Annotated in this window: 25 protein-coding genes, 1 rRNA gene and 1 riboswitch; of the genes, 8 read left to right on the forward strand and 18 right to left on the reverse strand. The window is 74.1% G+C overall.

Going from position 1 to position 26,001, the window contains the following annotated elements; genetic code table 11:
- Positions 1-37: 37 nt before the first annotated feature.
- The gene (locus B5Y66_RS04520) at positions 38-928 is read left to right on the forward strand and encodes an AraC family transcriptional regulator (RefSeq protein WP_079571454.1); all 891 of its coding nucleotides are present in this window, start codon (positions 38-40) and stop codon (positions 926-928) included.
- Positions 929-935: 7 nt separating this feature from the next.
- On the opposite strand, the gene B5Y66_RS04525 is transcribed toward B5Y66_RS04520, so the two are convergent.
- The 5 genes from B5Y66_RS04525 to B5Y66_RS04545 are packed head-to-tail and all read right to left on the reverse strand — an operon-like array spanning position 936 to position 7,132.
- Entirely contained in the window at positions 936-1,427 is a 492-nt protein-coding gene (locus tag B5Y66_RS04525) for a nitroreductase/quinone reductase family protein (protein WP_079571457.1), read from the reverse strand.
- 44 nt (positions 1,428-1,471) lie between these two features.
- Positions 1,472-3,946 (reverse strand): beta-xylosidase/alpha-l-arabinosidase, encoded by a 2,475-nt coding sequence (locus B5Y66_RS04530; RefSeq protein ID WP_176168775.1) that lies wholly within the window; start codon positions 3,944-3,946, stop codon positions 1,472-1,474.
- Entirely contained in the window at positions 3,943-4,851 is a 909-nt protein-coding gene (locus tag B5Y66_RS04535) for a carbohydrate ABC transporter permease (RefSeq protein WP_079571459.1), read from the reverse strand. Before B5Y66_RS04535 ends, B5Y66_RS04530 begins: the two co-directional genes overlap by 4 nt.
- Positions 4,848-5,819 (reverse strand): carbohydrate ABC transporter permease, encoded by a 972-nt coding sequence (locus tag B5Y66_RS04540; protein ID WP_079571462.1) that lies wholly within the window; start codon positions 5,817-5,819, stop codon positions 4,848-4,850. The genes B5Y66_RS04535 and B5Y66_RS04540 overlap by 4 nt, the downstream gene beginning before the upstream one ends.
- Positions 5,816-7,132: an extracellular solute-binding protein gene (locus B5Y66_RS04545; protein WP_079571850.1), complete on the reverse strand. Its 1,317-nt coding sequence runs from the start codon at positions 7,130-7,132 to the stop codon at positions 5,816-5,818. The genes B5Y66_RS04540 and B5Y66_RS04545 overlap by 4 nt, the downstream gene beginning before the upstream one ends.
- 183 nt (positions 7,133-7,315) lie before the next feature.
- On the opposite strand from B5Y66_RS04545, the gene B5Y66_RS04550 reads away from it, so the two are divergent.
- Positions 7,316-8,362, forward strand: a complete 1,047-nt coding sequence (locus tag B5Y66_RS04550; RefSeq protein WP_245806913.1) for a LacI family DNA-binding transcriptional regulator — start codon at positions 7,316-7,318, stop codon at positions 8,360-8,362.
- 122 nt (positions 8,363-8,484) lie between these two features.
- Here the strand turns inward: B5Y66_RS04550 and B5Y66_RS04555 are convergent, their stop codons facing one another.
- Together B5Y66_RS04555 and B5Y66_RS04560 are read right to left on the reverse strand one after the other, a co-directional pair.
- Entirely contained in the window at positions 8,485-9,192 is a 708-nt protein-coding gene (locus B5Y66_RS04555; RefSeq protein ID WP_245806914.1) for a DedA family protein, read from the reverse strand.
- Positions 9,189-9,920: a copper homeostasis protein CutC gene (locus B5Y66_RS04560; RefSeq protein ID WP_079571464.1), complete on the reverse strand. Its 732-nt coding sequence runs from the start codon at positions 9,918-9,920 to the stop codon at positions 9,189-9,191. Before B5Y66_RS04560 ends, B5Y66_RS04555 begins: the two co-directional genes overlap by 4 nt.
- A gap of 158 nt (positions 9,921-10,078) precedes the next feature.
- Between B5Y66_RS04560 and B5Y66_RS04565 the strand changes: the two genes are divergently transcribed.
- Positions 10,079-10,366 (forward strand): hypothetical protein, encoded by a 288-nt coding sequence (locus B5Y66_RS04565; protein WP_079571466.1) that lies wholly within the window; start codon positions 10,079-10,081, stop codon positions 10,364-10,366.
- Between the two features lie 59 nt (positions 10,367-10,425).
- Here the strand turns inward: B5Y66_RS04565 and B5Y66_RS04570 are convergent, their stop codons facing one another.
- Positions 10,426-10,911: a DUF1269 domain-containing protein gene (locus tag B5Y66_RS04570; RefSeq protein ID WP_079571469.1), complete on the reverse strand. Its 486-nt coding sequence runs from the start codon at positions 10,909-10,911 to the stop codon at positions 10,426-10,428.
- Positions 10,912-11,013: 102 nt separating this feature from the next.
- Here B5Y66_RS04570 and pgi point away from each other — a divergent pair, with 102 nt between their 5' ends.
- On the forward strand, positions 11,014-12,723 hold the full coding sequence (gene pgi, locus B5Y66_RS04575; RefSeq protein WP_079571472.1) for a glucose-6-phosphate isomerase: 1,710 nt from the start codon (positions 11,014-11,016) through the stop codon (positions 12,721-12,723).
- A 3-nt stretch (positions 12,724-12,726) separates the two neighbouring features.
- Here the strand turns inward: pgi and B5Y66_RS04580 are convergent, their stop codons facing one another.
- Positions 12,727-13,341 (reverse strand): dihydrofolate reductase family protein, encoded by a 615-nt coding sequence (locus B5Y66_RS04580; RefSeq protein ID WP_079571474.1) that lies wholly within the window; start codon positions 13,339-13,341, stop codon positions 12,727-12,729.
- A gap of 120 nt (positions 13,342-13,461) precedes the next feature.
- Between B5Y66_RS04580 and B5Y66_RS04585 the strand changes: the two genes are divergently transcribed.
- Positions 13,462-14,601: a PrsW family intramembrane metalloprotease gene (locus B5Y66_RS04585; RefSeq protein WP_079571477.1), complete on the forward strand. Its 1,140-nt coding sequence runs from the start codon at positions 13,462-13,464 to the stop codon at positions 14,599-14,601.
- Here the strand turns inward: B5Y66_RS04585 and B5Y66_RS04590 are convergent.
- Positions 14,564-15,025: a DUF6069 family protein gene (locus tag B5Y66_RS04590; RefSeq protein WP_079571482.1), complete on the reverse strand. Its 462-nt coding sequence runs from the start codon at positions 15,023-15,025 to the stop codon at positions 14,564-14,566. The genes B5Y66_RS04585 and B5Y66_RS04590 overlap by 38 nt on opposite strands.
- Before the next feature lie 164 nt (positions 15,026-15,189).
- Between B5Y66_RS04590 and B5Y66_RS04595 the strand changes: the two genes are divergently transcribed.
- Positions 15,190-16,443 (forward strand): sensor histidine kinase, encoded by a 1,254-nt coding sequence (locus B5Y66_RS04595; RefSeq protein ID WP_079571484.1) that lies wholly within the window; start codon positions 15,190-15,192, stop codon positions 16,441-16,443.
- The gene (locus tag B5Y66_RS04600) at positions 16,440-17,141 is read left to right on the forward strand and encodes a response regulator transcription factor (RefSeq protein ID WP_079571861.1); all 702 of its coding nucleotides are present in this window, start codon (positions 16,440-16,442) and stop codon (positions 17,139-17,141) included. The genes B5Y66_RS04595 and B5Y66_RS04600 overlap by 4 nt, the downstream gene beginning before the upstream one ends.
- A 177-nt stretch (positions 17,142-17,318) precedes the next feature.
- On the opposite strand, the gene B5Y66_RS04605 is transcribed toward B5Y66_RS04600, so the two are convergent.
- Genes B5Y66_RS04605 through B5Y66_RS04615 form a run of 3 tightly spaced genes read right to left on the reverse strand, consistent with a single transcriptional unit; the run spans position 17,319 to position 20,910 of the window.
- On the reverse strand, positions 17,319-18,146 hold the full coding sequence (locus tag B5Y66_RS04605) for an ABC transporter ATP-binding protein (protein WP_079571486.1): 828 nt from the start codon (positions 18,144-18,146) through the stop codon (positions 17,319-17,321).
- Entirely contained in the window at positions 18,146-19,870 is a 1,725-nt protein-coding gene (locus B5Y66_RS04610; RefSeq protein ID WP_245806915.1) for an ABC transporter permease, read from the reverse strand. The genes B5Y66_RS04605 and B5Y66_RS04610 overlap by 1 nt, the downstream gene beginning before the upstream one ends.
- Complete coding sequence (locus tag B5Y66_RS04615; protein ID WP_079571863.1) at positions 19,846-20,910, reverse strand: thiamine ABC transporter substrate-binding protein; 1,065 nt, start codon at positions 20,908-20,910, stop codon at positions 19,846-19,848. The genes B5Y66_RS04610 and B5Y66_RS04615 overlap by 25 nt, the downstream gene beginning before the upstream one ends.
- Positions 20,911-20,981: 71 nt before the next feature.
- Positions 20,982-21,086, reverse strand: a riboswitch (TPP riboswitch).
- A gap of 155 nt (positions 21,087-21,241) precedes the next feature.
- Between B5Y66_RS04615 and B5Y66_RS04620 the strand changes: the two genes are divergently transcribed.
- Positions 21,242-21,508, forward strand: a complete 267-nt coding sequence (locus B5Y66_RS04620; RefSeq protein WP_079571491.1) for a DUF4235 domain-containing protein — start codon at positions 21,242-21,244, stop codon at positions 21,506-21,508.
- 78 nt (positions 21,509-21,586) lie between these two features.
- On the opposite strand, the gene B5Y66_RS04625 is transcribed toward B5Y66_RS04620, so the two are convergent.
- The 5 genes from B5Y66_RS04625 to rrf all read right to left on the reverse strand — a co-directional run bounded on the left by B5Y66_RS04625 (position 21,587) and on the right by rrf (position 25,821).
- Positions 21,587-22,366 (reverse strand): PAS domain-containing protein, encoded by a 780-nt coding sequence (locus B5Y66_RS04625; protein ID WP_079571494.1) that lies wholly within the window; start codon positions 22,364-22,366, stop codon positions 21,587-21,589.
- A gap of 189 nt (positions 22,367-22,555) precedes the next feature.
- A complete protein-coding gene (locus tag B5Y66_RS04630; protein ID WP_079571497.1) occupies positions 22,556-23,479 on the reverse strand; it encodes a sulfite exporter TauE/SafE family protein in 924 nt (307 codons plus the stop codon).
- A gap of 192 nt (positions 23,480-23,671) precedes the next feature.
- A complete protein-coding gene (locus B5Y66_RS04635; protein ID WP_079571499.1) occupies positions 23,672-24,127 on the reverse strand; it encodes an RrF2 family transcriptional regulator in 456 nt (151 codons plus the stop codon).
- Complete coding sequence (locus B5Y66_RS04640) at positions 24,124-25,389, reverse strand: AGE family epimerase/isomerase (RefSeq protein ID WP_079571502.1); 1,266 nt, start codon at positions 25,387-25,389, stop codon at positions 24,124-24,126. The genes B5Y66_RS04635 and B5Y66_RS04640 overlap by 4 nt, the downstream gene beginning before the upstream one ends.
- Before the next feature lie 315 nt (positions 25,390-25,704).
- Positions 25,705-25,821 (reverse strand): 5S ribosomal RNA (gene rrf, locus B5Y66_RS04645).
- Between the last annotated feature and the right edge of the window lie 180 nt (positions 25,822-26,001).

Raw genomic sequence — 26,001 nt, forward strand, 5'->3', positions numbered from 1 at the left:
TTGACGACGCCGGACGATGGGCGATTCCCTGGGCCGCATGGACGAAACGACGGTCGAGGCAGGTGGTGCGCTCCGGGAGGGCTTCGCCGGTCAGCGCATGGTCGTGGTCCCGCGCCCGACGGTCCGCGCGGCCCTGACGCGGCCGGTGACGGGCCGCCTCGTGGTGACGGACGCGGGCTTCTTCCCGCACGCCGCACGGCACGGACGGTGGCGGCCGGACGGCGCCCGGGAGCACGTCCTGCTGGTCTGCACCGACGGGTCCGGCTGGTGCCGCACCCCGGACGGACGGTTCGACGTCCGCCCGGGCGACGTGGTGCTGGTGCCCGCGGCCACGCCGCACGAGTACGCCGCCCACGAGCGCGCCCCCTGGACCCTCTGGTGGCTGCACGTGGCCGGCCGGGACGCCGACGAGCTCGCCGGCGCCGCCCGGGACGCCGCCGGCGGCCCCGTCTCGCACCTGCGCGACCCGGCGGCCGTCGCCAGCCTCGTCTCCCAGGTCATCGACGCCCTCGACGACGGCACGGCGGGCGGCCTCGTCCGGGCCGCCGGGGCGGCGTGGCACGCCCTCGCCGACGTGGTCGCGACGGGGCGACGCTCCCCCGGCCCCGCGCCGGACCCCGTGGAGCGCGCCGTCGAGCACCTGCGTGCCACGACCCCGCGCCGCACCTCCGTCACCGCCCTCGCGGCGATGGTCGGCCTCAGCACCTCACAGCTCGGCGCGCTGTTCCGGGCGCAGGTCGGTACGTCGCCGCTGCAGTACCAGACCGGGCTGCGCCTGGCCCGGGCCCGCGAGCTCCTCGACGCCACGGACCTGCCCGTCGCGGCCGTCGCGCAGGCGTGCGGCTACGACGACCCGCTGTACTTCTCCCGCCGGTTCGCCCGTACGCACGGCACGTCGCCCACCGCGTACCGGTCGAGGGGGGCCTGACCGCCGCTCAGCCGCCCGCGCGCGCGAGCAGGAACAGCCGCACCACGCGGCCCGACTCCCGCTCGTAGGTGCGATACCCCGGCCACTGCGCCTCGATGCGCGCCCACAGCGCGTCCCGTTCGGCGGCACCGGTGACGAGCGTGGCGCGGACGTCGAACCGCCGGCCGCGGATGCTCACCGCCGCGTCCGGGTGGGCGAGCAGGTTGTACGTCCACGCCGGGTGCCGCTCGCGCGCGAAGGACGTGCCCGCCACGACCAGCCGCCACCCACCGACGGGCGTGTACATGAGGGACGTGTCGCGAGGCTGCCCCGACCGGGCCCCGGTGCTGTGCAGCACCAGCGACGGCACCAGCACCGCGCTGAGCTGGAACCGCCCGCGCGTCGCCCACGCCAGCGCGCGCTCCACGGGCGGCAGCACCACCGGCGCCACCGCCCGGAACGCGCGCGTGCGCGTCACGGGGGCGACGACGGACCGGACGACGTGCAGCACACGGGCCATTGCCCCATCCTGACCGGGACACCTCCGCACCGCGGCGCGACCCGCTAGACGACGGTCGACGTCACCACCCGCGGGTCGGCGACGGTGACCTCGTAGGTGTCGCCGGTGACGACGAGCGTCGCGCGCGGCGTCGCCGTGCCCGGCAGGTCGCGCTTCTCCGAGCGCCTGGCGCTGGTGATGGCGCCACCGGTGGTGTGCTGCACGTCCTCGGCGTCGGTGTCGGGGGTGGCGGCCACGTGCGACCCGACCCACACCTCGACGTCGCCCGGCTCGACGACGCGCACCAGGCGGCGGTCGGCGAACGCGAGTCGCGTGGTGGGCACGGAGAACGTCACGACGGCCGACTCCCCCGGCTCCAGGGCGACCCGCCGGTAGGCCAGCAGCTGCGCCACCGGCCGGGTGACGGACCCGAGCACGTCGCGCCCGTAGAGCTGCACGACGTCGGCCCCGGCGACGGCCCCCGTGTTGGTGACGCGCACCGACGCCGCGAACGTGCCGTCGGCCGCGACCTCCGTGTCGACGGCCAGGTCGGTGTACGCGAACGTGGTGTACGACAGGCCGAAGCCGAACGGCCGCAGCGGCGTCGAGTCCGTGGAGGTGACGTCCGACGGCCCGCCCAGCACGGGGTGCAGGTACGAGTAGGGCTGCGCCCCCGCCGACCGCGGCAGCGACACGGGAAGGCGGCCCGACGGGTTCACCGCGCCGGCGATCGCCTCCGCGAGGGCCGTGCCGCCCTCCTCGCCGGGGAAGAACGCCTGCAGCACCGCGCCGGGACGGCGGTCGCCGTCGAGCGCCCAGTCGATCGCGTAGGGCCTCCCGCTGAGCACCACCATGACGACGGGCGTGCCGGTGGCCAGCACGGCCTCCACGAGCCCGCGCTGCACGCCCGGAAGCTCCAACGACTCCGCGTCGTTGCCCTCGCCCACGGTGCCGCGGCCGAACAGGCCCGCGTGGTCACCCACGACGACGACCGCCACGTCGGCGGACGAGGCCGCGGCGACCGCCTCCGCGAAGCCGGAGGTGTCCTCGCCCTCGACGTCGCAGCCCGCGGCGTGCACCAGCTCGGGCTGCGGCAGCCCGGCGGAGCGGAACGCGCCGCCGAGCGACTCGAACACGGTGGGGATGTGGAAGCCCTTGGACACCTCGGGGTGGTGCGCCAGCACGTGGTTGGCGAACGAGTAGCAGCCCATGAGGGCGTCGCTGCGGTGCGCGTTGGGCCCGACGACGGCGACGCGCGCCGGGGCGGCGGTCCACCGGGCCAGCGGCAGCAGGTCGTCGTTGCTGAGCAGGACGAGGGACTCCTCGGCGAGGCGGCGGGCCACGTCGCGGTGCGCGGGCGAGTCGAGGTCGACGACCGCGGGCGGCTCGCCGGCGAAGGCGCCGTCGTCGAGCAGCCCCAGCTCCTCCTTCTGCGCCAGGGCACGCAGCACGGCGCGGTCCACGTACCGCTCGTCCACCGTGCCCGCGCGGACCAGCTCCGCGAGCGGCTCGAGGAACGCGTTGCCCGACGGCAGCTCGACGTCGAGCCCGGCCTCGAGCGCCTGCGCCGCGGCCTGGCCGCGGTCCGCGGCGACCCGGTGCATCACCTCGAGGAACGCGACGCCGAAGTAGTCCGCGACCACCGTGCCGTCGAAGCCCCACCGGTCGCGCAGGATCCCGGTGAGGTACTCCGCGCTGGCGTGCATGGGCACGCCGTCCACGTCGACGTACGACGCCATGACGGAGCGGACGCCGCCGTCGCGCACCGCCATCTCGAACGGCGGGAGGAAGACGTCGGCCATCTCGCGCGGGCCGGCCGCCACCGGCGCGTGGTTGCGCCCGGCGCGCGACGCCGAGTAGCCGACGAAGTGCTTGAGCGTGGCGTGCACGCCGGCGTCCTGCAGCCCCCGCACGTACGCGGTGCCGACCGTGCCGACGAGGTACGGGTCCTCGCCGATGCACTCGTCGACGCGGCCCCAGCGCGGGTCGCGCACGACGTCGAGCACCGGGGCGAGCCCCTGGTGGATGCCGAGCTCGCGCATCGAGCCGCCGATCACGCGGCCCATCTCGGCCACGAGGTCGGGGTCGAACGACGCCCCCCAGGCGAGCGGCGTCGGGAACGTCGCGGCCTTCCACGCGGACAGCCCGGTGAGGCACTCCTCGTGCACGAGGGCGGGGATGCCGAGCCGCGTCTCGCGACGCAGCCGCTGCTGCTCCGTCCACAGCCAGGCGGCCCGCTCGGCGGGGTCCACCGGCCGGGTGCCGTACACGCGGGTGTAGTGGCCGATGCCGTGCCGCGTGACCTCCTCGAGCCGGCCCTCGTCGCCGGCGGCCATCTCGCCCTGCATCGGCGCCACCACCTCGCCGCCCTGGTCGAGCCAGTAGCCGACCAGCTGCGCGAGCTTCTCGTCGAGCGTCATCCGGGCGTGCAGCGCGCGGACGCGCTCGGACACCACCGGCATGGCCGGGATCGCGGGCTGCACCGGGGACGTCGCAGGGGGTGTCGCGGGGGCGTGGGTCACGGATTCTCCTTCGGTCATCCCTTCACGGCTCCCTGCAGGCCGTTCACGATGCGCTTCTGCATCGCGAGGAAGAACACCAGCGCAGGGATCATCGCCAGCGTCGTGAAGGCGAACACGCCCGCGGTGTCGGCCGAGTGCTCCGAGGAGAAGTCGGCGACGCCGAGGGGCAGCGTCCGCATGTCGCCCTGCAGCAGCAGCAGCGGCAGGAGGTAGGCGTTCCAGGAGCCGACGAACGCGAGCACGCCGACCGTCACCATCCCGGGCCCCGACAGGGGCAGCAGGATCCGCCAGAAGAACCCGATGCGGCTGGTGCCGTCGAGCTGCGCCGCCTCCTCGAGCTCGGTGGGCAGCGCCATGAGGAACGGCCGCAGGATGACGACCGTCATCGGCAGCGCGAACGCCGCCTGCGGCAGCGCCACGCCCCACCAGGTGTTGCCCATCTGATAGTTCTGCGTGATCAGGATGAACAGCGGGATGATCGCCACCGTGGCGGGGAAGAGCAACCCGATCACGAACACCATGAACAGCGCCTCGCGCCCCCTGAAGCGGTATCGCGCGAGGGGGTAGGCGGCCATGATCCCGAACACCACGACGACGGCGGTCGTGACGACGGCGATGATCGTGGAGTTGAGGAAGTAGCCCCAGAACGGCGAGTCCGCCGCGAGCACGCCCGCGTAGTTGGACCACACCCAGGGGCTCGGCAGCCCGGACGGGTCCTCGGCGAGCTGGGCGTTGGTGCGGAACCCGCCGAGCACGCCGTACATCACGGGCCCGAGGGTCACCGCGACCACGACGAGGGCGATCGCGTAGACCAGGGGGCTCCCGCCCGAGAACGTCCTCTTCCGCGCCGGCCGCTGGTCGGGCCTGTCGGAAGCCTGGTCTCGACGAGCTCGACCGGCGGCCGTGTCCATGTCGGCGCTCATCGGCCGCCCTCCTTGCTGTCGCGGCTCAGGATGAACTTCTGGTACGCGAGCGCGAGCACCAGGGCGATGACGAACAGCACCACCGACGCCGCACCGGCGATCCCGAAGTTCTGCCGCTTGGTGCCCTCGTTGACGAGGAACGTGGCCATGGTCGTCGTGGCGTTCGCGGGGCCGCCGCCCGTGAGGATCCAGACCATGTCGAAGAGCTGGAGCGAGCCGATCATCGACAGGAAGCCCCAGGTGCGCATCGTCGGTCCCAGCAGCGGGATGGTGATGCGCCGCTGCACCTGCCACCAGGTGGCGCCGTCGAGCTGGGCCGCCTCGTACAGCTCGTCGGGCACGCCCTGCAGGCCGGCGAGGAACAGGATCACGGCCAGGCCGAGGTACTTCCAGGTGAGCACCACGAGCACGGTCCACAGCGCGTACTCGGGCGTGCCGAGGAAGCCCTGCTCCGGCCCGTGCAGCCCGACGCCGGCCAGCATCGTGTCGATCACGCCGTACTGCGGCTGCAGCAGCTGGAACCAGACGACGCCGGCGATGACCTCCGCCAGCACGTACGGCACGAAGATGATGGTGCGCAGCAGGCCCTGGCCCCACATCTTGCGGTTGAGCAGCAGGGCGATCGCGAGCCCGAGGGGCAGCTGCAGCAGGATCGACCCGGCCACGATGATCAGGTTGTGCACGACGGCGTCGGTGAAGACCTCGTTGGTCAGCACGGAGACGTAGTTGCGCAGGCCGACGAAGTCGACCATCGGGCCGAAGCCCTTCCACCGGTACAGCGACATCTGCACGGCGGTCGCGATCGGGACGACGATGAACGCCACGAGGAGCGCGAGGGCCGGCGTCACGAACAGGGCGATCTCCGCCCGCTGGCGCCACACCCCGGCCCGGCCGCGGCGCCCCTCCGGACGGCGGTCCGCCGACCGTGCCCGGGCACGGTCGGCGGACCGGACGACGGTGTCCGTCACTGGTCCGCTTCGGCGGCGGACTGCACCGCGTCGACGACGTCCTGCGGGGTCGCCTTGCCGGCGAACTGCAGGGCGATCGCGTCGTTCATCGCACCGCCGACGGAGGCTCCGAGCAGCGTGTCGAGGTAGAGCTGGATCTCCGGAGCGCTGTCGCGCACCTCGAGCAGCTCGGCCAGCGACGGGTCGGAGACCGACGCGGACGCCGTCGGGTTGGTCGGCAGGCCCATGTCCCTCTCGGCGAAGCCCTGCTGGACCTCGTCGCTCAGGAGGTACTGGGCGAACTCGACCGCGACGTCGGGCGCGTCCTGCGAGACGGCCCATGCGTCGCCGCCGCCCATCTGGGCGCCCTCGGTGCCCTGCTGGCCGTCGATCGACGGGTACGGGAACCAGCCGGTGTCCTCGCCCAGGCCCTCGCCGTCCTCCGTGAGCCCCTGCATGACACCGGGCTCCCAGTGGCCGGCGAGCTCCATCGCGACCTTGCCGGAGGCGAGCAGGCCGGAGGCCGACGTCGGGCCGGTCTGCGACGCGGTGGTGAGGAAGCCCTTGTTGAAGGGCTCGGTGGCGAGCGTGTCGTCGAGCGTCTCGCCCGCCTTGACGAAGCACGGGTCGGAGTAGTCGACGTCCGCGATGGCGGCGTCGAGCGTGTCCGCGGCGCACTGCCGGACCACGTTGTAGTACCAGTAGTGCGCGGCGGGCCACTTGTCGCCGGCGCCCACGGAGGCGGGCGTGATGCCGGCGGCCTTGAGCTTGTCGACGACGTCGTACAGCTCGTCCATCGTGGTGGGGGTCTCGGTGATCCCGGCCTCCTCGAAGAGCGACTTGTTGTACCAGAAGCCGACGACGCCGATGGAGAACGGCAGCGCGTAGGACGCGCCGTCCACCTGGAAGCCGGGCATGTACGCGCCCAGCGTGTCGACCGTGTCGGCCGCCGGCTCGGAGAGGTCCTTGAGCAGGCCCGCCTCGACGTGGTCGGCGAGCTCGCCGCCGCCGCGCTCCATGAACACGTCGGGCGCGTCGCCGCTCTGGAAGGCGGCGTCGAGCTTGGTGAGCATGTCCTCGTGGGCCATGGCGCTGACCTCGACGGTGGTGCCGGGGTGGTCCTTCTCGAAGTCGGCGGCGACCTGGTCGTAGTACTCCTTGCCCTCGCCGGTGTTGGAGTTGTGCCACCACGTGATCGTGCCGGTGTCAGCGCTGCTCTCGTCGCCGCCGCCCTGCGAGCCGGTCCCCTGGCCCGCGCAGGCGGCGCCCAGGAGCGCCACGGTGGTCCCGAGCGCGACCGCGGTGGCGCCGCGCATGATCCTCGTCCTCGTCATCATCGATCCCTTGTCCTCGTCGACGGGCACGGCAGCGACGCTGCCGCGGGGTGAGTGCCTGAGCACGAGAGTGACAGGCGGGCCACCCGGTCGTCAATCGTTGTCGATAACGATTTCGACATCTCACCCGCTGCACCGTCGTGGCCGCGTGTCCCGCTCGGGGATGCCGCATACTGTCGACTCGTGAGCACCGCCGCCGACCCGCCCGCCGCGGGACCCTCCGCCCCCGTCGGGCGCGTCACCATCTCCGACGTCGCGCGCGTCGCCGGGGTCTCGGTGGCCACCGTGTCGAAGGTGGTGAACAACCGCTACGGCGTCGCCGCCGGCACCTCCGAGCGGGTCCTGGCCGTGGTCGAGGAGCTCGGCTACGAGTCCTCCCTGGTGGCCCGCAGCCTGCGCCGCACCAGCACCAACGTCATCGGGGTGCTCGTCGCCGAGTTCGAGCCGTACTCCACCGAGCTGCTCAAGGGCATCTCGGCCGCGGTCGACGGCACCGGCTACGAGCTCCTCGCCTACGCCGGCCGCACGGACGGCGGCGCGCAGACCGGCTGGGAGCGGCGGTCGCTGTCCCGGCTCGCCGGCACCCTCGTCGACGCGGCGATCGTCGTGACCCCCACGATGGTGCTGTCGTCCGACTCCCCCGTCCCCGTGGTCGCCGTCGACCCGCACACCGGGCCCGAGGGCACCCCCACCGTCGACTCCGACAACACGACCGGCGCCCGCGAGGCCGTGGAGCACCTCATCGCGCTCGGCCACCGTCGTGTCGCGCACCTCGGCGGCCGCGCCGACCTGGAGTCCGCGCGCCTGCGCGAGCTCGGCTACCGGCAGGCGCTCGAGGGCGCCGGCATCGCCGTCGACCCGTTGCTCATCAAGGTGGGCGGCTACCGCCCCGACCTGGCCGACGCGCCCGTCCGGACGCTGCTCGACCGGCCCGACCGGCCCACCGCGGTCTTCGCCGCGAACGACCTGTCCGCCATCCACGTGCTCGAGGTGGCCACCGAGCTCGGCCTGCGGGTGCCCGAGGACCTGTCCGTCGTCGGCTTCGACAACATCCCCGAGTCGTGGGGCAGCGCTCCCCCGTTGACGACGGTCGCGCAGCCCCTGCACCGCATGGGTGCCGAGGCACTGCGCATGGTGCTCGACCTCCTCGACGGCACCGCCCGCGAGCGCCACCTCCGTCTGCCGACCTCGCTCGTCGTCCGCGCCTCCACCGCGCCCCCGCCGAGATAGTTCGGATCCCGGCGAGGTAGTCAGGATCCCGGCGAGGTAGTTCGGGTCACCGCGAGGTAGTTCGGGTCACCGCGAGGTAGTTCGAACTACCTCGCGCGGGTTCGCACGACCTCGGCGGAAGGTCAGCGCGCGCGACCGTGCCGGCGCTCGGGCTCGCGAGGGCCGCGGCGGGCCAGGTAGCGCTGGCGCAGCCGCACCACGACGAACCACAGCACGAGCAGGCCGATGACGACGAGGACGGCGTCGGAGATGATGCCGCTCCACTGCTCCAGCACGGGTTCGATGGCGGGTCCGAAGGCGTAGCCGAGGCCCACCCAGATGCCGTTCCACACGCCGGAGCCGATGGCGGTGTACAGCGTGAACGACCAGAACGGCATGCGCTCGATGCCGGCGGGGATGGAGATGAAGCTGCGCACCAGCGGCACGCACCGCCCCACGAGCACGGCGACGCGGCCCCACTTCGCGAAGAACGCCTCTGCCTTGTCGAAGTCGGAGCCGTCCATCAGCGGGATGGCGTCGACGATCGCGCGGGTGCGGTCACGCCCGAGCAGGAACCCCAGGAACCACCAGACCCACGCGCCGACGACGGCACCGATGGTGGCGGCGAGGATCGCCAGCCAGGCGTTCATCTGCCCGTCGTAGGCGAGGAAGCCGGCCGCCGGCAGCACGGCCTCCGACGGGATGGGCGGGACGAAGGTCTCGACGAGCACCGCGGCGCCCACGCCGACCTCGCCGAGCGTGGTCATCAGGCCCAGCACCCAGCCGATGAAGCCGTCGTAGCCCTCGGCGGGGTCCGTCGCCGACGCGGCGAGCGCCGCCAGCGGGGTCACGGGGTCGTCCCGGCGTCGAGCGCGGCGCGGGTCGCGGCCACCAGGTCGGCGTCGGTGACGTCGTATCCGCTGGTTCCGCCTCCCCCGGGGCCGCCGTCGGCGACCACGGTGCGCCTGGCCGACAGGTGGACGGCGTGCACGCCGGCGCCGACGAGAGCGGGCACGTCCTGCACACGGACGCCGCCGCCGGCCATGATCTCGACACCGAGCTCCCGGCCACGACCGGCGAGCGCCCCGAGCACGTCGAGGGCCTCCCCGGCGCGGGGCGCGCCGCCGGAGGTGAGCACGCGGCGCACACCTGCAGCCGCGAGGGTGTCGAGGACGGCGACGGGCTCGGCGACCTGGTCGATCGCGCGGTGGAACGTGACGTCGCCGCCGCCGGCCGCGGCCACGAACGCGGCCAGCGCCGCGGCGTCGACCTCGCCCGCGGCCGTCATGGCACCGACGACGACGCCGTCCGCCCCGGCCTCGAGGACGGCGCGCACGTCGCGCACCTGCACGTCGATCTCGGCCTCCGTGAACGCGAAGCCGCCGGCCCGCGGGCGCACCAGGACGTGCACGCCGACGCCCGTGCCGCGCAGCGCGTCGGCGACGGCGGCGACCATCCCGGTCGACGGCGTGAGCCCGCCCGTCCCGGCGAGGGCGGCGCACAGCTCGAGGCGGTCGGCGCCGCCGGCAACCGCGGCGTGCGCCCCCGCGACGTCCTGCACGGCGATCTCGAGGGCCACACCCCGCTGGGCGGGGGCGGCGGGCGCCTGAACAGGCTCGGGGACGGGGTCTGTCGAGGGGTCGGCAGTCACGGCGGCGAGTCTACGGGGGCGGACGTGTCCACGACCGGGGTGACCTGTGACGGGACCGTGCCCGTCGGGGGTGGCAGGATCGCCGGGTGCCCTCGTACCGCGTGAGCCTCGCCGTCGGCCTGCTGCAGCCGGGCGTCGACCCCGCCGACGTGCTGCCGGCCGCCGCCGACGCGGCGCGCGAGCTGGTCACCGTCGAGGCGTACGACGTCGGCGTGGTGCGGGGCCGGGCACGGATCACGGTCCGCTTCACCGCGGACGACGACGCCGCCGCGCACCGCGTGGCGGACGCCGTCCACGACCGGGTCGACGCGCTCGCCGACACCTTCGGCGGCACCCTCACGCGCCGGTGGGGCAATCGCTGGCAGCCCGCCTGACGACGCCCCGTCGGTCGAGCCCGTCGAGACCTCGGGTCCCGAGAGGCTCGACCGGCGACTCACTGACCGAAGGCCTCCAGCAGGTTCCGGCGCTCGGCGTCGGTCAGGTTGGTGCTCACGAGCGTCGCCTGGACGCCGTGGAGGCGCTCTGCCAGGCGGTCGGGGTCGATCGGCTCGGTCACGACGAACAGCGCCGACGTGCCGGGCACGATCTCCTTCTTCATCGTCTCGAGGTCCTTCGCGGTGATGCCCACGTCGGACAGGGACTTCGAGATGCCGGCGATGGCGGCGCCCGCGGCGGCGCCCAGGATCGGCAGGAAGAACAGGGCGCCCAGGAGCAGGCCCCAGAACGCACCCCACCCCGACGCCTTCGCCGTGTCGTCGTGGTCCCCTTGGGTGCTCGGCTTCTTCGCGCCCTCGGGCCAGCTCACGACCGCGTGGTCGATGATCTTCACCAGACCGTCCGCCTCGCCGCCCTTGACGGCCTTGAAGGCGCGGTCGGCCGCGCCCGGGTCCTCGAACTTCCAGACCGTGAAATTCGCCATGCGTCGCTCCCTCCAGAGGCCGGGCCCGTTCCCGGCTGGTCGTCATCCTGGCAGCGTGGGCAGGCCGCGCAACCGGACCGGGCGGTCAGTACCGTGGGGACCATGACCTCCTCCCCCGTCGATCCCACCACCACGACCTCCTGGGGCGACCTGTACGCCCACTACCAGGAGTTCCGGGGCGACCTGCGTGCCTGGTTCGCCGCCGACCCGGGCCGTGCCGAGCGCATGACCCACGTCGCGGGCGACCTGCACGTGGACCTCTCCAAGAACCTCGCGACCGACGAGACGCTGGGCCTGCTGGTCCGCCTCGCCCAGGAGGTGCGCCTGCCCGAGCGCATCGAGGCGATGTTCACCGGCGAGCACATCAACGCCACGGAGGACCGCGCCGTCCTGCACACCGCGCTGCGCCGCGCGCCCGGCACGCAGCCGCCGCTGGTCGTCGACGGGCAGGACGTCGACGCCGACGTGCAGTCCGAGCTCGACAAGCTGAGCGCCTTCGCCGACCAGGTCCGCGACGGGTCGTGGACGGGTGTCACCGGCAAGCCCGTGCGCACGGTCGTGAACATCGGCATCGGCGGCTCCGACCTCGGCCCGGTCATGGTCTACGAGGCGCTCAAGCCGTACGGGCGGCCGGACCTCGAGGTCCGGTTCGTCTCCAACATCGACCCCACCGACGTCGCGCAGAAGACGGCGGACCTCGATCCGGAGACCACGCTGTTCATCGTGGCCTCCAAGACGTTCGGCACGCTGGAGACGCTGACCAACGCGCGCCTCGCCCGGGCGTGGCTGTGGGAGCGTCTCATCGCCGCGGGCGTCATCGAGGACGACCCCGACGCGAAGCAGGCCGCCGTCAAGGCGCACTTCGTGGCCGTCTCGACCGCCCTCGACAAGGTGGCCGACTTCGGCATCGACCCCGCCAACGCGTTCGGGTTCTGGGACTGGGTAGGCGGTCGCTACTCCGTGGACTCCGCGATCGGCACGTCGCTGGCGATCGCCTTCGGCCCCGCCGTCTTCCGCGACCTGCTGGCCGGCTTCCGCGCGGTCGACGAGCACTTCCGTTCCGCCCCGTTCGAGGCCAACGTGCCCGTCCTCATGGGCATGCTGAACGTCTGGTACGTCAACTTCCTCGGCGCCCACACGCACGCGGTGCTGCCGTACGCGCAGCAGCTGCACCGCTTCCCCGCGTACCTGCAGCAGCTCACGATGGAGTCCAACGGCAAGTCGGTGCGCTGGGACGGTTCCCCCGTCACCACGCAGACGGGCGAGGTCTTCTGGGGCGAGCCGGGCACCAACGGCCAGCACGCCTTCTACCAGCTCATCCACCAGGGCACGCGCCTCATCCCGGCGGACTTCATCGCCCTCGCCACCCCCGCCTACCCCCTCACCGACGGGACCGGGGACGGCAAGGCCGTGGCCGCGGGTGCCGACGTGCACGAGCTGTTCCTCGCGAACTTCTTCGCCCAGACCAAGGCGCTCGCCTTCGGCAAGACGGCGGACGAGGTGCGCGCCGAGGGCACGCCCGAGGAGATCGTGCCCGCGCGCGTCTTCTCCGGGAACCGGCCGACGACGTCGATCATCGCCCCGGCGCTCACGCCGTCGGTGCTCGGTCAGCTCGTCGCGCTGTACGAGCACATCACCTTCGTGCAGGGCGTGGTGTGGGGCATCGACAGCTTCGACCAGTGGGGTGTCGAGCTCGGCAAGAAGCTCGCCCTGGAGGTCGCTCCCGCGGTCTCGGGCGACGACGCCGCGCTGGCCGCGCAGGACTCCTCCACCCAGGCGCTCATCCGCTACTACCGCGAGCACCGCGCCTGAGCGTCACTCGCCGCCGGGCACCTGGCCCTTGACGTCGTCGTACTCCGCCTGGTTCGGCAGCTCGCTCGGCGTGTAGACCAGGCGGACGACGCCGGTCGGGAAGGCCTCCGACCGCAGCAGGGTGAGCGGGTAGATCGGCTCCCCCTCGTCGAAGAGCCGCTCGCCGTGGCGCGCGGCGACGGGGTGCACCAGCAGGCGGAGCTCGTCGAGCAGGCCGGCGGCGAGGAGCTGGCGGACGATCGACAGGGAGCCGGGCACGAGGACCTTGTCCACGCCGTCCTCGGCCTTCAGCGCCTCGACGGCGGCCGCGAGGTCGCCGTCGAGGCGTTCGACGTTGCGCCAGCCGAGATCGCCGTCGGAGCGGGTCGCCACCACCTTGCGCATGTTCCCGAGCCGCTTCGCGAAGGCGGCGTCCTCCTCACCGGCGTCCTCCCGCTCGGGCCAGGCGCCGGCGAAGCTCTCGTAGGTGACCCGGCCGATCAACAGCACGTCGGTACCGGCGTAGTCGTCGTCGACGGCGCGCGACATGTGGTCGTCGAAGTACGGGAAGTGCCAGGCGGGGTCGATCTCGGCGACGCCGTCGAGCGAGATGAAGAGGGTCGAGACGACCGTGGCCATGGGAGGTCCTTTCCGAGCGGGCGCCGAGCGGCTCCCGAGAGGGTGCTGACGGGGACGACCGTCCGTCGCTGAGGAAATCATCGGCGCGGCGCGCGGCGGCCGCACCTAGGATCAGGGGCCATGCCCGCCCTGGACCCCCGTGCGATCCTCGACGCGCGCCCCACGGGCCGCCCGTCGGTGGGCGTCATCGTGGCGATCGCGGTCTCGTCGGTGTGCCTGCTCGTGGCGCTCGTGATGACCTCGGCGGAGGGGCCGACGTTCCTCGAAGGGCTGCTCCTCGCCCTCCTTCCCCTCCCGCTGCTGCTGGCCGGGGTGCTCGCCCTCGACCGGCTCGAGCCCGAGCCGCCGGACGCGCTGGTCCTGGCGTTCCTCTGGGGCGCGGGGATCTCCGTGCTGGTCGCGATGGGCATCAACACCGCCGGGCTCACGCTGCTGTGGACGCCGCTGCTCGGCCAGGAGGAGGGCTTCGTCGCGACGGCGGTGCTCACCGCCCCCGTCGTCGAGGAGACCCTCAAGGCGCTGGTGCTCGTGGGGATGCTCTGGTTCCGCCGGCACGAGCTGAACGGGCCCACCGACGGCATCATCTACGGCTCGATGGTGGGCCTGGGCTTCGCCACGGTGGAGAACATCCACTACTACACGACGGCGGGCCCCGACGGTCTGGCCGTGACGTTCGTGGCACGCGGCCTCCTGTCGCCGCTGGTCCACCCGCTGTGCACCTCCCTGACCGGCCTCGGGATCGCGACGGCGGCGCTCGCGCCGCGGGGCTGGGCGCGGGTCTGGCCGGTGCTGCTCGGCCTGCTCGGCGCGATGACGTACCACGCGCTGTGGAACGCCGCCCCGTCGTTCGGCATCGTGCCCGTCCTCGCCGTGTACCTGCTGGGCCTGGGGATCGTGGTCGGGCTGCTCGTCGTCGTGCGCGCCGACCGCGCACGCATCGTCGCGCTCATCGGGCAGCACCTGCCGCAGTACGGGCCGCTGGGCGTCGTCGCCCTGCCGGACGTCGTGATGCTCACCTCGCTGGCGCGACGCCGGCGCGCCCGCGCGCAGGTCCGGGCCGCCGCCGGCCCGGGGCCCGCCCGCGCGATGCGCGACTACCAGCAGGCGGCGACCGAGCTCGCGATGCTGCACCGCCGCCTCGACCGCGGCTTGGTGGACCGCGCCGCGTTCGAGCGGCAGCGCGGCCCCCTCCTGGCGCTCATGCTGGCGGCCCGGGGCGTCTTCACGCCGCTGTGGCGGCCCGAGGCGCCGCCCCGCTGAGGCCCAGCGCGATCACCGCGCCCACGGCCAGGTGCTCCAGGAGGAGCAGCAGGATCGCGCCGGCGGTCGCGGCCCCCAGCGGGCCCAGCAGCGACACGAGCAGGACGGCGCCGCTCAGCACCAGCCAGGCCGCCCGCCCGCCGTTCCTCCGCCGGAGCAGGAGCGCCCGGACGCCCCACCCGGCCAGCGCCGCCGTGAGGCTCGCGGCGATCACCGCCGAGATGGTGACCTCGAGCGTGCCCGACCCCGCCCGCACCTGCGGGTCGACGCCGAGCGCCGTGCCGATCCTGAAGACGAGCGCGCCGGTCAGGACCGCGCCCACCACGACCGTCCGCGGGCGGTTCCACCAGGAGCTCCGGGGCGGCACGTCCGGTGCGGAGCCCCGCGTCGCGCGGCCGCCGGTCAGGTTTTCTGTCGTGTCCATGTCGTCCCCTCCTCGGTGCCGGCACCCTGCCGGCACGACGACCCTCCCGCGGGCGCCGGCGGGCCCGCTCCCTGCCGCGGTCGGTCCGTCCCGCGCCAGGGGGAGGCGGCACCCCCGACTTTCGTCGGTGTCGCGCCGCGGCGGCCCGCCGTAGCGTCCCGGTCATGACATCCACCGGCACCCTGCACCCCGCCGCCGAGGCCCGCGGCGCGTGGGCCGCCGACGCTCCGTGCCCACCGCCCGCCCCGGGCCCGCCGCGAGTGCCGCGCGGCGTCCTCGTGAGCTCCTGGGTGCTCGTCGCCGTCCTGACCGTGGCCGCGACGGCCGCCGTCATCACGGCCACCCCGGTGCCCGGGGCGGTCGTCGGCACGACGCCGCAGGTGCCGGCCGCCGTCGACATCAGCGTCGCCGTCGCGGCGGTCGCCCTGGTGCCGCTGCTCTTCACCCGCCGCAGCGTCGCGGCCGCCGTCGGCCTCGCGGTGCTGGCCGCCGTCTCGGGCGCGGCGACGCCCGCCGCGACGGTGGGCACGCTGCAGGTGGCGCGCTGGTACCCGGTCCGCACGGCGGCATGGGTGGCGGGCGCGGGGGTGCTGGGGCACGCCGTGCAGGCGCTGTGGCGGCCGGTGAGCCTGCCCCTGGGCTGGTGGCTGCTGTGCGACGTGGCGGTGCACGCCGCGCTCTTCGGCTGGGGCGCCTACGGCCGCGAGCGCGCCCTCGTGCTGTGGTCCCTGCGCGACCGGGCGCGCCGCGCCGAGGCCGAGCAGGAGCGGCGCGTCGCGGAGGCGCGCACGGCCGAGCGCACCCGCATCGCCCGGGAGATGCACGACACCCTCGCCCACCGGCTCTCCCTCCTCGCGGCGACGGCGGGCGCCATGGAGTACCGGCCGGACGCCGACCCGACCGCGCTCGCCGCGGCCGCGGGCCGCGTCCGCGCCGGCGTGAGCGACGCCCTGGAGGACCTGCGCCAGGTGATCCGCCTGCTCCGCGCGGGCCCCGACGACCTCGGTCCCGTGCCCGGCCTGGACGACGTGCGCCGCCTCGTCGACGACGCCCGCGCCGCCGGGAACGACGTGGGCTACGAGCGCACGGGCGACGACACGCCCCCGGCCGCCGTCGCGACCGCGGTGTTCCGGGTGGTCCAGGAGGGGCTGACCAACGCCCGCCGGCACGCACCCGGTGCCGCCGTGCGCGTGACCGTCGCGACCGCTCCGGGCGAGGTCCGCGTGCGGGTGGCCGACGACGGCGCCCGCCCGGGCAGCGCCCCGCCGGAAGGTGCGGGGACGGGCACGGGCACGGGCCTGGTCGGGCTGCGCGAGCGCGCCACGCTGCTGGGTGGCACGCTCACCTCCGGCCCGGCGCCCGGGCCCGACGCGTCGCGCGGGTTCGGCGTGGAGGCCTGGCTACCGTGGGACGCGTGACGACGACGCCGGGACCCGGCCCCACGACAGATACCGGCGCTCCGGACGCGACTCTCGTCCGCCTCGTCCTCGTGGACGACGACGCGCTGGTGCGCGCAGGTCTGCGGCTCATGCTCGACGGCGCGCACGGGATCCGGGTCGTGGCGGAGGCGGCCGACGGCGCGGAGGTCCCCGGCGTCCTGGACGCGCACCCCGCCGACGTCGTGCTCATGGACCTGCGGATGCCGGGCACGGACGGCATCGCCGCCACGCGGCGGGTGCGGGCCCGCCCGTCGCCACCGGCTGTCGTCGTGCTCACCACCTTCGACACCGCGGAGGAGGTGGGTGGCGCGCTGCGCGCCGGGGCCGCCGGCTACCTGCTCAAGGACATGGCGCCCGACCGGATCGCCACCGCCGTGCGGGCGGCGGCCGCGGGCGAGCCCGTGCTGGCGCCGGACGTCGCGCGGCGGCTCATGGACGCCGTCGCCGGGACGGACGGCTCGCGCGACCGCGCCCGGGCCGCGCTGGGCGTCCTCACGGCGCGCGAGCGCGACGTCGCGGTCGAGCTGGGCCGCGGGGCGTCGAACGCCGACATCGCCGCCCGGCTCTACCTCAGCGTGCCGACCGTGAAGGCGCACGTGTCGAGCGTGCTCGAGAAGCTGGGGCTGGAGAACCGCACCCAGGTCGCCCTGCTGGTGCACGACGCCGGCGAGGCCTGAGGCTCAGCCCTCGACGAGCGCCCACCCCTCGCAGTCCTGCGGCTCCGCTGCCGTGACCGCTCCTCACCCGTGCTCGCGGGGGACCCTCCTGGACCGAGGGCGCGCCCTCCCAGCACCGCAAGGCAGGGCAGCGCCCACGCCGCGAGCGGCCGCCGCGCCCTGCCCGTGGGCTCGTCGTCAGAGGTCATGCCCCGTCGATGTCGCCGCCGCCGCCGTCCTTGCACGGGACGTGTCGCGCGCGCCGGGCGCGTCAGGTGCCGCGAGCCCCAGGAACTCCGCGACCCGGGTGTTCGCAGGCGCGCACAGCAACACGTCCGGGGCATCCACCTGCAGCAGCCGCCCGGCGTCCATGACGGCCACGCGGTCGGCGACGGTGAACGCTTCGTCGTGGTCGTGCGTGACGAAGACGGCCGTGGTGCCGGTGGCCCGCAGCGCGTCGCGGACGTCCACGGCGAGGCGCTCGCGCAGCCGACGGTCGAGGGCGGACAGCGGCTCGTCGAGCAGCAGCAGGCGCGGGCGCGGCGCGAGCGCGCGAGCCAGCGCGACGCGCTGCTTCTCGCCGCCGGACAGGGTCGCGACGGACCGGCCCTCGTAACCGGCCAGGCCGACGTCGGCGAGCAGCGCGGCGACCCGCGCGGCGCGCTCCGCGCGCGGCACGCCCTGCGTCTCGAGCCCGTACGCGACGTTGCGGCCGACGTCGCGGTGGGGGAAGAGCTGGCCGTCCTGGAAGAGCAGCCCGAAGTTCCGTCGGTGCACGGGCACGCCCGCCAGGTCGTCGCCGTCGAAGGCGACGGTGCCGGACGCGAGCGGCTCCAGCCCCGCGACCGCGCGCAGCAGCGACGACTTGCCGCATCCGCTCGGCCCCAGCAGCGCGACGATCTCGCCGGCGGCGACGTCGAGCGACACGCCGTCCACCGCGACGGACCCCGGCCGGCGACGGGTCGCCCCGTACCGGACGACGGCGTCACGCACGGCGAGCCCCGCCGTCTCGCGGGCCTGCTCCATCAGAACTCCCCTCCGGGCCGGTCGCCCCGCAGGCGCTCGGCCACCATCATGACGGTCGCGGTCAGCAGCGCCAGCACCACGGACGCCGCGAGCGCCATCCCGTAGTTCTCGGCCCCGGGCCGCCCGATGAGCCGGTAGATGACCACGGGCAGCGTGGCCGTGTCGGGGCGGGCGAGGAACGACGTCGCGCCGAACTCCCCGAGCGAGACGGCGAACGCGAACCCGATCGCCAGCCCGAGCGACCGCGTACCCAAGGGCCCGTCCACCGTGCGCAGCACCCGCCCGGGCGCGGCGCCGAGGGTGGCGGCGGCCTCGCGCAGGCGCGGGTCGATGGCGCGCAGCACCGGCAGCATCGTGCGCACCACGAGCGGGATCGCCACCACGGCCTGCGCGATCGGCACCAGCGCCCCCGAGGTGCGCAGGTCGACGTCGAGGCCCAGCGGCCGGTCCAACGTGATGAGGAAGCCGAACCCCACCGTCACCGCGGAGACGCCGAGCGGCAGCATGAACGCGGCGTCGAGCGCACCGACGGCGTGCCGCAGCCCCGCCCGGCGCGGGCGGCGCGAGACGACGAGGGCCACGAGCCCGCCCACGACGACGGCGATCAGCGCGGCCCACGCCGCGGTGCGCAGCGAGTTGCCCAGCGCCTCCCACACCGTCACCGTGAGCGCGTTGCGTCCGCCGGTGGTGCCGAGCGCCACGTAGTTGTCGAGACCCCAGGAACCGTCGGGCGCCCGCAGCGAGCGCGTGACGAGCCCTGCCATGGGCAGCACGAGCAGACCCGCCACGACGACGAGGGTGACGAGCGCGGGCGCGAGGTCGGCGCCGTCACGCAGCCGCAGCCGGTGCGCGGACACCCGGTCGCTCGTGAGGTGCAGGGCCCGCTCCCGGCGCGCACGGGCGCGGGAGCTGACCAGCAGGGCGGCGCCCACCACGACGAGCTGCAGCACCGACAGCACCGCCGCCGAGCGCAGGTCGAGGAACTGGGTGGTGCGCGTCCAGATCTCCGTCTCGATGGTGCCGTAGCGCAGGCCGCCGAGCACCAGCACGACGCCGAACGCCGTCGCGCAGAACAGGAACACCACCGCCGCGGCCGACGCGATCGCGGGGCCGAGCGCGGGGAGCGTCACCGTGCGGAACGCGCGCCACGGCGTGGCACCGAGCGCCCGGGCAGCCTGCTCGGCGCGCGGGTCCAACCGCTCCCACATCCCGCCGACCGTGCGCACCACCACCGCGTAGTTGAAGAACACCAGGGCCAGCACGATGCCGGCGAAGCTCTCCTCGAGCCCGGCCCAGCCGAGCACACCGCCCGGCGCGAAGAGCGCGCGGAACGCGACACCGACGACGACGCTCGGCAGCACGAACGGCACGGTCACCAGGCCGCGCACCAGGGTGCGGCCGGGGAACCGGCACCGGTACAGCACGTACGCGCCCGGCAGGCCGAGCAGCACCGACAGCACCGTGCCGGTGAGCGCCTGCGCGAGCGTCTGGCCGACGATCCGCCACGTGCGGTCCTGGGACAGCACCTCGGCGAACCCGGACAGGTCGAGCTCCCGCCCCGTGGGCGTCTCGGCGAAGAACCCCTGCAGGACGAGCGACACCACCGGCCAGGCGAAGAAGACCGCGAGGAACCCCAGCGGGAGCGCGACGGCGGCGCCCCAGCCGAGCCACGCGCCCCAGCGCGGCGTCGTCGGGCGCCTCAGCCGACGACCGTGGCCGTCCACTGCTCGATCCACTCGTCACGGTGCGCGGCGACGTCCGCCGGCGCCACCTCGAACGGCTCGTCGGCCAGCGGCGCGAACTGCTGCCAGTCGGCGGGCAGCTCCACCTCGGGGTCGGCCGGGTACATGTACATCTGGCCGGGGACGTCGGCCTGGAACTCCGCGGAGGTGAGGAAGTCGACGAGCTGCTTCGCGCCGTCCGGGTTCTCCGCACCCGCGAGCACGCCCGCGTACTCGACCTGCCGGAAGCACGTGTCGAGCATCGCGCTGGTGGTGGAGGTCGTCCCGTCCTCGCTCACCGTGAACGCGGGCGACGTCGCGTACGACAGCGCGATCGGCCGTTGCCCGCCCTCGCCGGCCCCGGAGAAGTCCACGTAGTACGCGTCCTCCCAGCTCTCCGCCACCTTCACGCCGTTGTCGCGCAGGCCGGCCCAGTAGCCCTCCCAGCCGTCGGTGCCGAAGGCGCCGATCGTCGCGAGCAGGAACGCGAGGCCCGGGGACGACGTCGCGGGGTTGGTGACCACGGTCAGGTCCCGGTACGCCGGCTTCGTGAGGTCCTCGAGCGTCGCCGGCGGCGTGACGTCGTGCTCCTCGAACCAGCCGTCGTCGAGGTTGAGGCACACGTCGCCCCGGTCGACCGGCGTGAGCACGCCTGCCAGGTCGTCAGGCGCGTAGGCGGCGACCTGCGGGTCGAGGTCCGCCGGCTGATACTCCTCGAAGACCCCCGCGTCGACGGCGCGCGACGCGTACGTGTTGTCCACCCCGAAGACGGCGTCACCGAGCGGCGCGTCCTTGGTGAGCACCAGCTGGTTCACCAACGTGCCCGCGTCGCCGGGCGCCACCTGCTCCACGGTGAGCCCGGACTCCTTCTCGAACGCGGCCAGCACCTCGTCCGAGACGGCGAACGAGTCGTGCGTCACGAGCGTCACGGTGCTCGACCCCTCGCCGCTCGTGCCGTCCGACGACGTCCCGCCGCCGCAGGCCGCCAGCAGCGGCAGCAAGGCGACGGCTCCCGCGGCCGCGGCCGTGATCCTCAGGTTCATGCTGTCCTCCTCGAGGTGCGAGAAGGGGGTCCTGCGGGCGTCCGGCACCGTCGTGGTGCGGCCTCCCGCAGGGAACGAGATTCCCGACTTCCTCCACCGGTGCTAACCGGGTCAGGTTCGAGGGTCTGCGGCGGTCCGCACTCTCAGCGCCGGTGAGCGCTCCCCTGTCGTATCACCACGAGCCTACACATCACGGCCGCGCTACCGTGGTGCCGTCCTCGACTCCGGGGTGTGACGTGCCTGACGTGCCGTGACGCCGCCCGAGAGCCGTGGACGCCGTACGACGCGCCGGCCATGTCTGGCCGCGCCGGGACCGACCGAGGGAGAGCACGTGACGGACACCGAGCAGCCGCTGGGCGTGAAGGTCGGCACGGTGGTGCTGACGATCGCCGCCGGATGGGCCGCGCAGAAGCTCGTCGGGGTCGTGTGGGAGAAGGCGACGGGCAACGTGGCGCCCACCAACGTGGACGACGACGAGCTGTCGATCATCCAGGCCGTCACCTTCGCCGCGGTCTCGGGCGGCGTCGCGGTGCTGGCCAAGCGCCTCGCCCGCCGTGGCGCGGTGCGCGCGGCTGCCCGCTTCGTCCCCGGCCGCTGACCGCCCCGGGCCGGGTCGGCCCGGGGTCTGTCTCCGTCGGTCGAGCCTGTCTCCGTCGGTCGAGCCTGTCGAGACCTGTCAGCGGCTAGCGCGGGGGCGACGGCGCGCCAGCTGGGCATCGTGGCCGTGCGGCCGGTCCACGGGCCGCACGGTGGCGAGCGCCTGGCTGAGGCGCTCCGCCGCGTCCTTCGCGGGCGGCGCCGCCCGCACTACCTCCGCGGCCGTGAGTGCGGCGTCCCGCTCGCCCACGGGCCTCGCGAGCGCCTTCATCACCTGCTCGCCCGCGGACTGGGCGGAGACGCCTACCTGGGCGCCGACGTCCGAGAGCACCTCGGTGGCGACGGACTCGTCGACCCCGCAGACGGCCATGATGGCGCCCTTCGCCTGCTCCCCGGCCGCCGCCGAGACGAAGGCGCGGGACACTGCACGCTGCGCCTCGCGGTCGAGCACGTCGCGCACCACGGGGCTCGCGTCGATGACGTAGCCGACGATCTGGGACGACGCGCCGTCGGCGCCGTGGCGCGCCTGCCCGGTCACGACGACGGTGTGGGTGCGCCCGTGGTCGTCGACGACGCGGTGCGCGCCCGAGAAGGGCCGGCCCGCCCCGAGGGCGACGGACGCCGTGCGGGAGAGCCGGTCGCGGTCGTCCGGGTGCAGGTGGGCACGCAGCACCTCGGGCCCGGGCTCGACGGTCCCCGGCTCGCGCCCGAAGATGCGGTAGACCTCGTCCGACCACCACCACTTCCCCGTGGCGACGTCGACCCGGTACTGGCCCACGAGCAGCTGGCTTCCGGCGCCCAACAGCTCCGCGAGAGCGACGAGCTCGCGGCGCGGGGAGTCGTTCGGCGTGCTGGGCATCGGGCTCACCTCCCAGTGCGCTGCAGCTGGGTCCGGCGTGCAGTTCTCCTGGCTCCACCACGGTACCGGGACGGCGCGACACCGCCACCCCACGACGCAGGCCGAGCGGGTGGAATCCTGGCCGCCGCCCCGGTCAAGGAGCGAGCCGTGATTCCACCCGCTCCGGCGCGCGTGGGGTTCGGGGCGGGGTCAGACGGCGGTCGCCGCTGCCGCCTCCGGCTCGCCCACCGTCTCGGCCTTCTCGGCCGCCACGGCCTTGCGGTGCTGGCGGAACGAGTACACGACGGCGGCCGCCCAGCCGATCGCGATGATCCCGAGCACCAGGGCGCGCACCCCGTCGCTCACCGGGAACGAGTCGAGGCTCAGCAGGGTCCGCACGTTGGTGAGCACGATGATGCCGCCGACGGCGGAACCCAGGACGCGCGGCGGCACCAGGCGCACGAGCCACGCGGCGATCGGCGCCGCGATGAGCCCGCCGATGAGCAGCGCCAGCGCCCAGGTCGGGTTGATGCCCGCGGTGCCGAGGCCGAAGAGGAAGCCGAGGCTGGCGGCCACGGCCACGAAGAACTCGCTGGTGTCGATCGAGCCGATCACCTTGCGCGGCTCCATACGGCCGCTCGCGAGGATGGCGGGGGTGCCGACCGGGCCCCAACCGCCGCCGCCCGTGGCGTCCATGAACCCGGCGACCAGGCCGAGCGGCGTGAGGAACCGCTTGCGCAGCGGCTGCCCGAGACGGTCCGTGCGCAGGCCGCGCAGCGTGAACCGCAGCAGCACGTAGAGGCCGAGGGCGAGCAGCAGGATGGACATCAGAGGCTTGGCGATCTCGGTCGACAGCCAGGACAGGAACGTCGCGCCGGCGAACGCACCGATCGCGCCGGGGATCCCGATCTTGATGACGACCTTCCAGTCCACGTTTCCGAAGCGCCAGTGCGACGCGCCGGAAGCGAGCGTCGTGCCGACCTCGGCAAGGTGGACGGTCGCGGACGCGGCCGCCGGGTTGGTACCGATCGCGAGCAGCAGGGTCGTCGAGGTCACGCCGTAGGCCATGCCGAGGCTGCCGTCGACGAGCTGCGCACCGAGGCCCACGAGGGCAAGGAGGACAAGTGTCCGCACGGGGGTTCCCTCCGTTTCGGCGCGGCAGCTGGTCCGCCGCGACGGATTCAAAGTTACCCGATCGGTCCCATCGGATTCAACGGTCTCAGGGTTTTGCCCGCATGGCGAGATGCGTCGGGGGGCGGCCGGGCGACGGCGGGGGGCCGGCGGACGGGCACGCGTCCGCCGACGGTCAGGCGACCGCGGCCTCCGTCACGGGTTGATCCACGCTGATTCCTGCTCGGTGAGCCGGCGTACGACGTCGGGGATGTTCCCGGCCGCGAGGTCGGCCAGGGTCACCTGCTCGAGCACCGCACGCACGTTGACGCGCAGCGCGACCCACACGTGCAGCAGCGAGGCCGCCGCCCCGGCGTATTCGAGGTCGGACGGGCGGGCGTCACGCACGAACACGAGCGGCCCGTCCACGGCCCGGACGACGTCGGCCACGGTCACCTTGTCGGCAGGCCGGGCGAGCACATAGCCGCCGCCGGCACCGCGTCGGCTCGCGACGATGCCCTCGCGCCGCAGATCGCTGAGGATCGCCTCGAGGAATCGGTGCGGCACCTCCTGCGCGCGGGCGAGGGACTCGGCCGGGACGGGGCCGTCGTCGGACGCCGCGAGCTCCGCGGCGGCCCGCACCGCGTAGTCGGCCTTCGCGGAGATCCTCATCGACGCGCTGCCTCCGCCGCACCCAGGCGCGCACCCGCGAGCAGCGGCCCGGCCTCTCGCGCCGATGCCGCGAAGGACCCCGTCAGCGGCAGGTCCGGCAGGATGACCGCCTGGGCCGCGTGGTACACGTCCGGCTTGCCGATCCACGTCCGGCCGGAGGGGACGTTGTCGGCGTCGAGCTCGTGGAACCAGGAGCCGCGGTCGTGGTCCACCAGGTGCACGTCGATCCATCCCCACCACTGGTCGGCGAGTTCGCCGAAGCGCGCCTCGCCCGTCGTCCGGTGCAGGACGTCGGCGGCTGCCGCGGCCTCGGCAGCCACCCAGTGGAACCGGCGGGCCTCGACGGGCTTGCCGGACCAGTCGGTGGTGTACACGAACCCGCCCTGGGGCCCGTCCCAGCCGTCCGCCACGGCGCGCTCGAAGAGCTGGCGTGCCGCGTCGGTGCGCCGGCCGGCGGTCCCGGCAGCGACGTCGACCTGCAGCAGCAGCCGCGCCCACTCCAGCCCGTGGCCGGGCGTCGCCCCGTACGGCTTGAAGGGGTCGTGCGGGCGGTCGGCGTTGTACTCCAGCTGGGGCTGCCACGAGGTGTCGAAGTGCTCCGGGATGCGCCACCCGTTGCCGGACGCCCACTCGATCACGCGGTCGGCGACAGTCGCAGCACGGTCGAGCCAGCGGCGCTCACCCGTGGCGTCGTGCGCCGCAAGAAGGGCCTCGACCGAGTGCATGTTCGCGTTGACGCCGCGATAGGGGTCCACGGTGTCCCAGTCACGGGACCGCTCGTCGAGGTGCAGCTGCCGATCCGCCTCCCAGAAGCGCTCGTCCAGCACCGAGAGCGCGGCCTCCAGCAGCGTGATGGCCCCCGGCGTGCGCGCCACGGTGCCGGTCGAGCCGGCAAGCACGACGAACGCGTGCCCGTACGCCTGCTTGAGGCCGTCGAGGTCCGCGCCCGGACCGCGCGAGGCGAGCCATCCCCCGTGCTCGGCATCGGCGAGCGCGCGCGACAGACCGCCGATCCCCCGCTCGAGAAGTGCCCCTGCGTCCTCGACGCCCAGGAGGTGCCCGAGGCCGAAGGTATGCGTCATCCGGCAGGTGATCCACAGGTGCGCGGGCTGCGTCGGGTCCACGGTGCCCTCGTCGTCCAGCCACCCGGCGGCGCCGTCGGCGTCGAGGGAGGGTCGGGCGAAGTCGAGCAGGCTGACGAAGTGCGCCGCGCGCCACGACGACGTGGGCCCGGCGGCAGGAAGGTGCGGGGTTCCGGTCACCCGAGGAGCCTATCGGCCCGGTCCGGGGCCCCGCTCCCCGGTCCGACGCACGGTGGGGTCAAAGCCTCGTACAGGGCCGCGGTCTGCGGCTCGGTGGGCCAGAGAATCGAACCGTCGGTCCAACCCTGCACGTCAAGGTCCGCCGCGTCCGCCACGTCGGCCACCGAAACGCAGTCCTGCCGAAGCTGGTCCCGCCGAGCCCGGTCCGGACGTGTCGCGCCAGCCTCTGCGCTTCTGGTGCCCGAACACGAGTGGTGCGTGTGTGAGGGTATGCGAAAGGCCCACCCCGGGGGGGTGGGCCTTTCGTGAATGGGTGTCCGGCGGCGTCCTACTCTCCCACCCCCTCTCGAGGGCAGTACCATCGGCGCTGAAGGGCTAAGCTTCCGGGTTCGGAATGGGACCGGGCGTTTCCCCCACGCTATGACCGCCGTAACAGTATCGAGTTTTCGGGTTGGTCCCCCTGGTTTGCCCGCGCACTGGTGGTGCGCGGGGGTGGGGGTGGTGCCCGTTTCTCGGGAACCGCACAGTGGACGCGTAGCATGTATTGATCAACAGTGTTGATGTGTGTGTGAAGTTGTTGGCTTATTAGTACCGGTCAGCTCCGACAGTCTT

Source organism: Krasilnikoviella flava (assembly GCF_900167525.1).
GTDB lineage: Bacteria > Actinomycetota > Actinomycetes > Actinomycetales > Cellulomonadaceae > Isoptericola > Isoptericola flavus.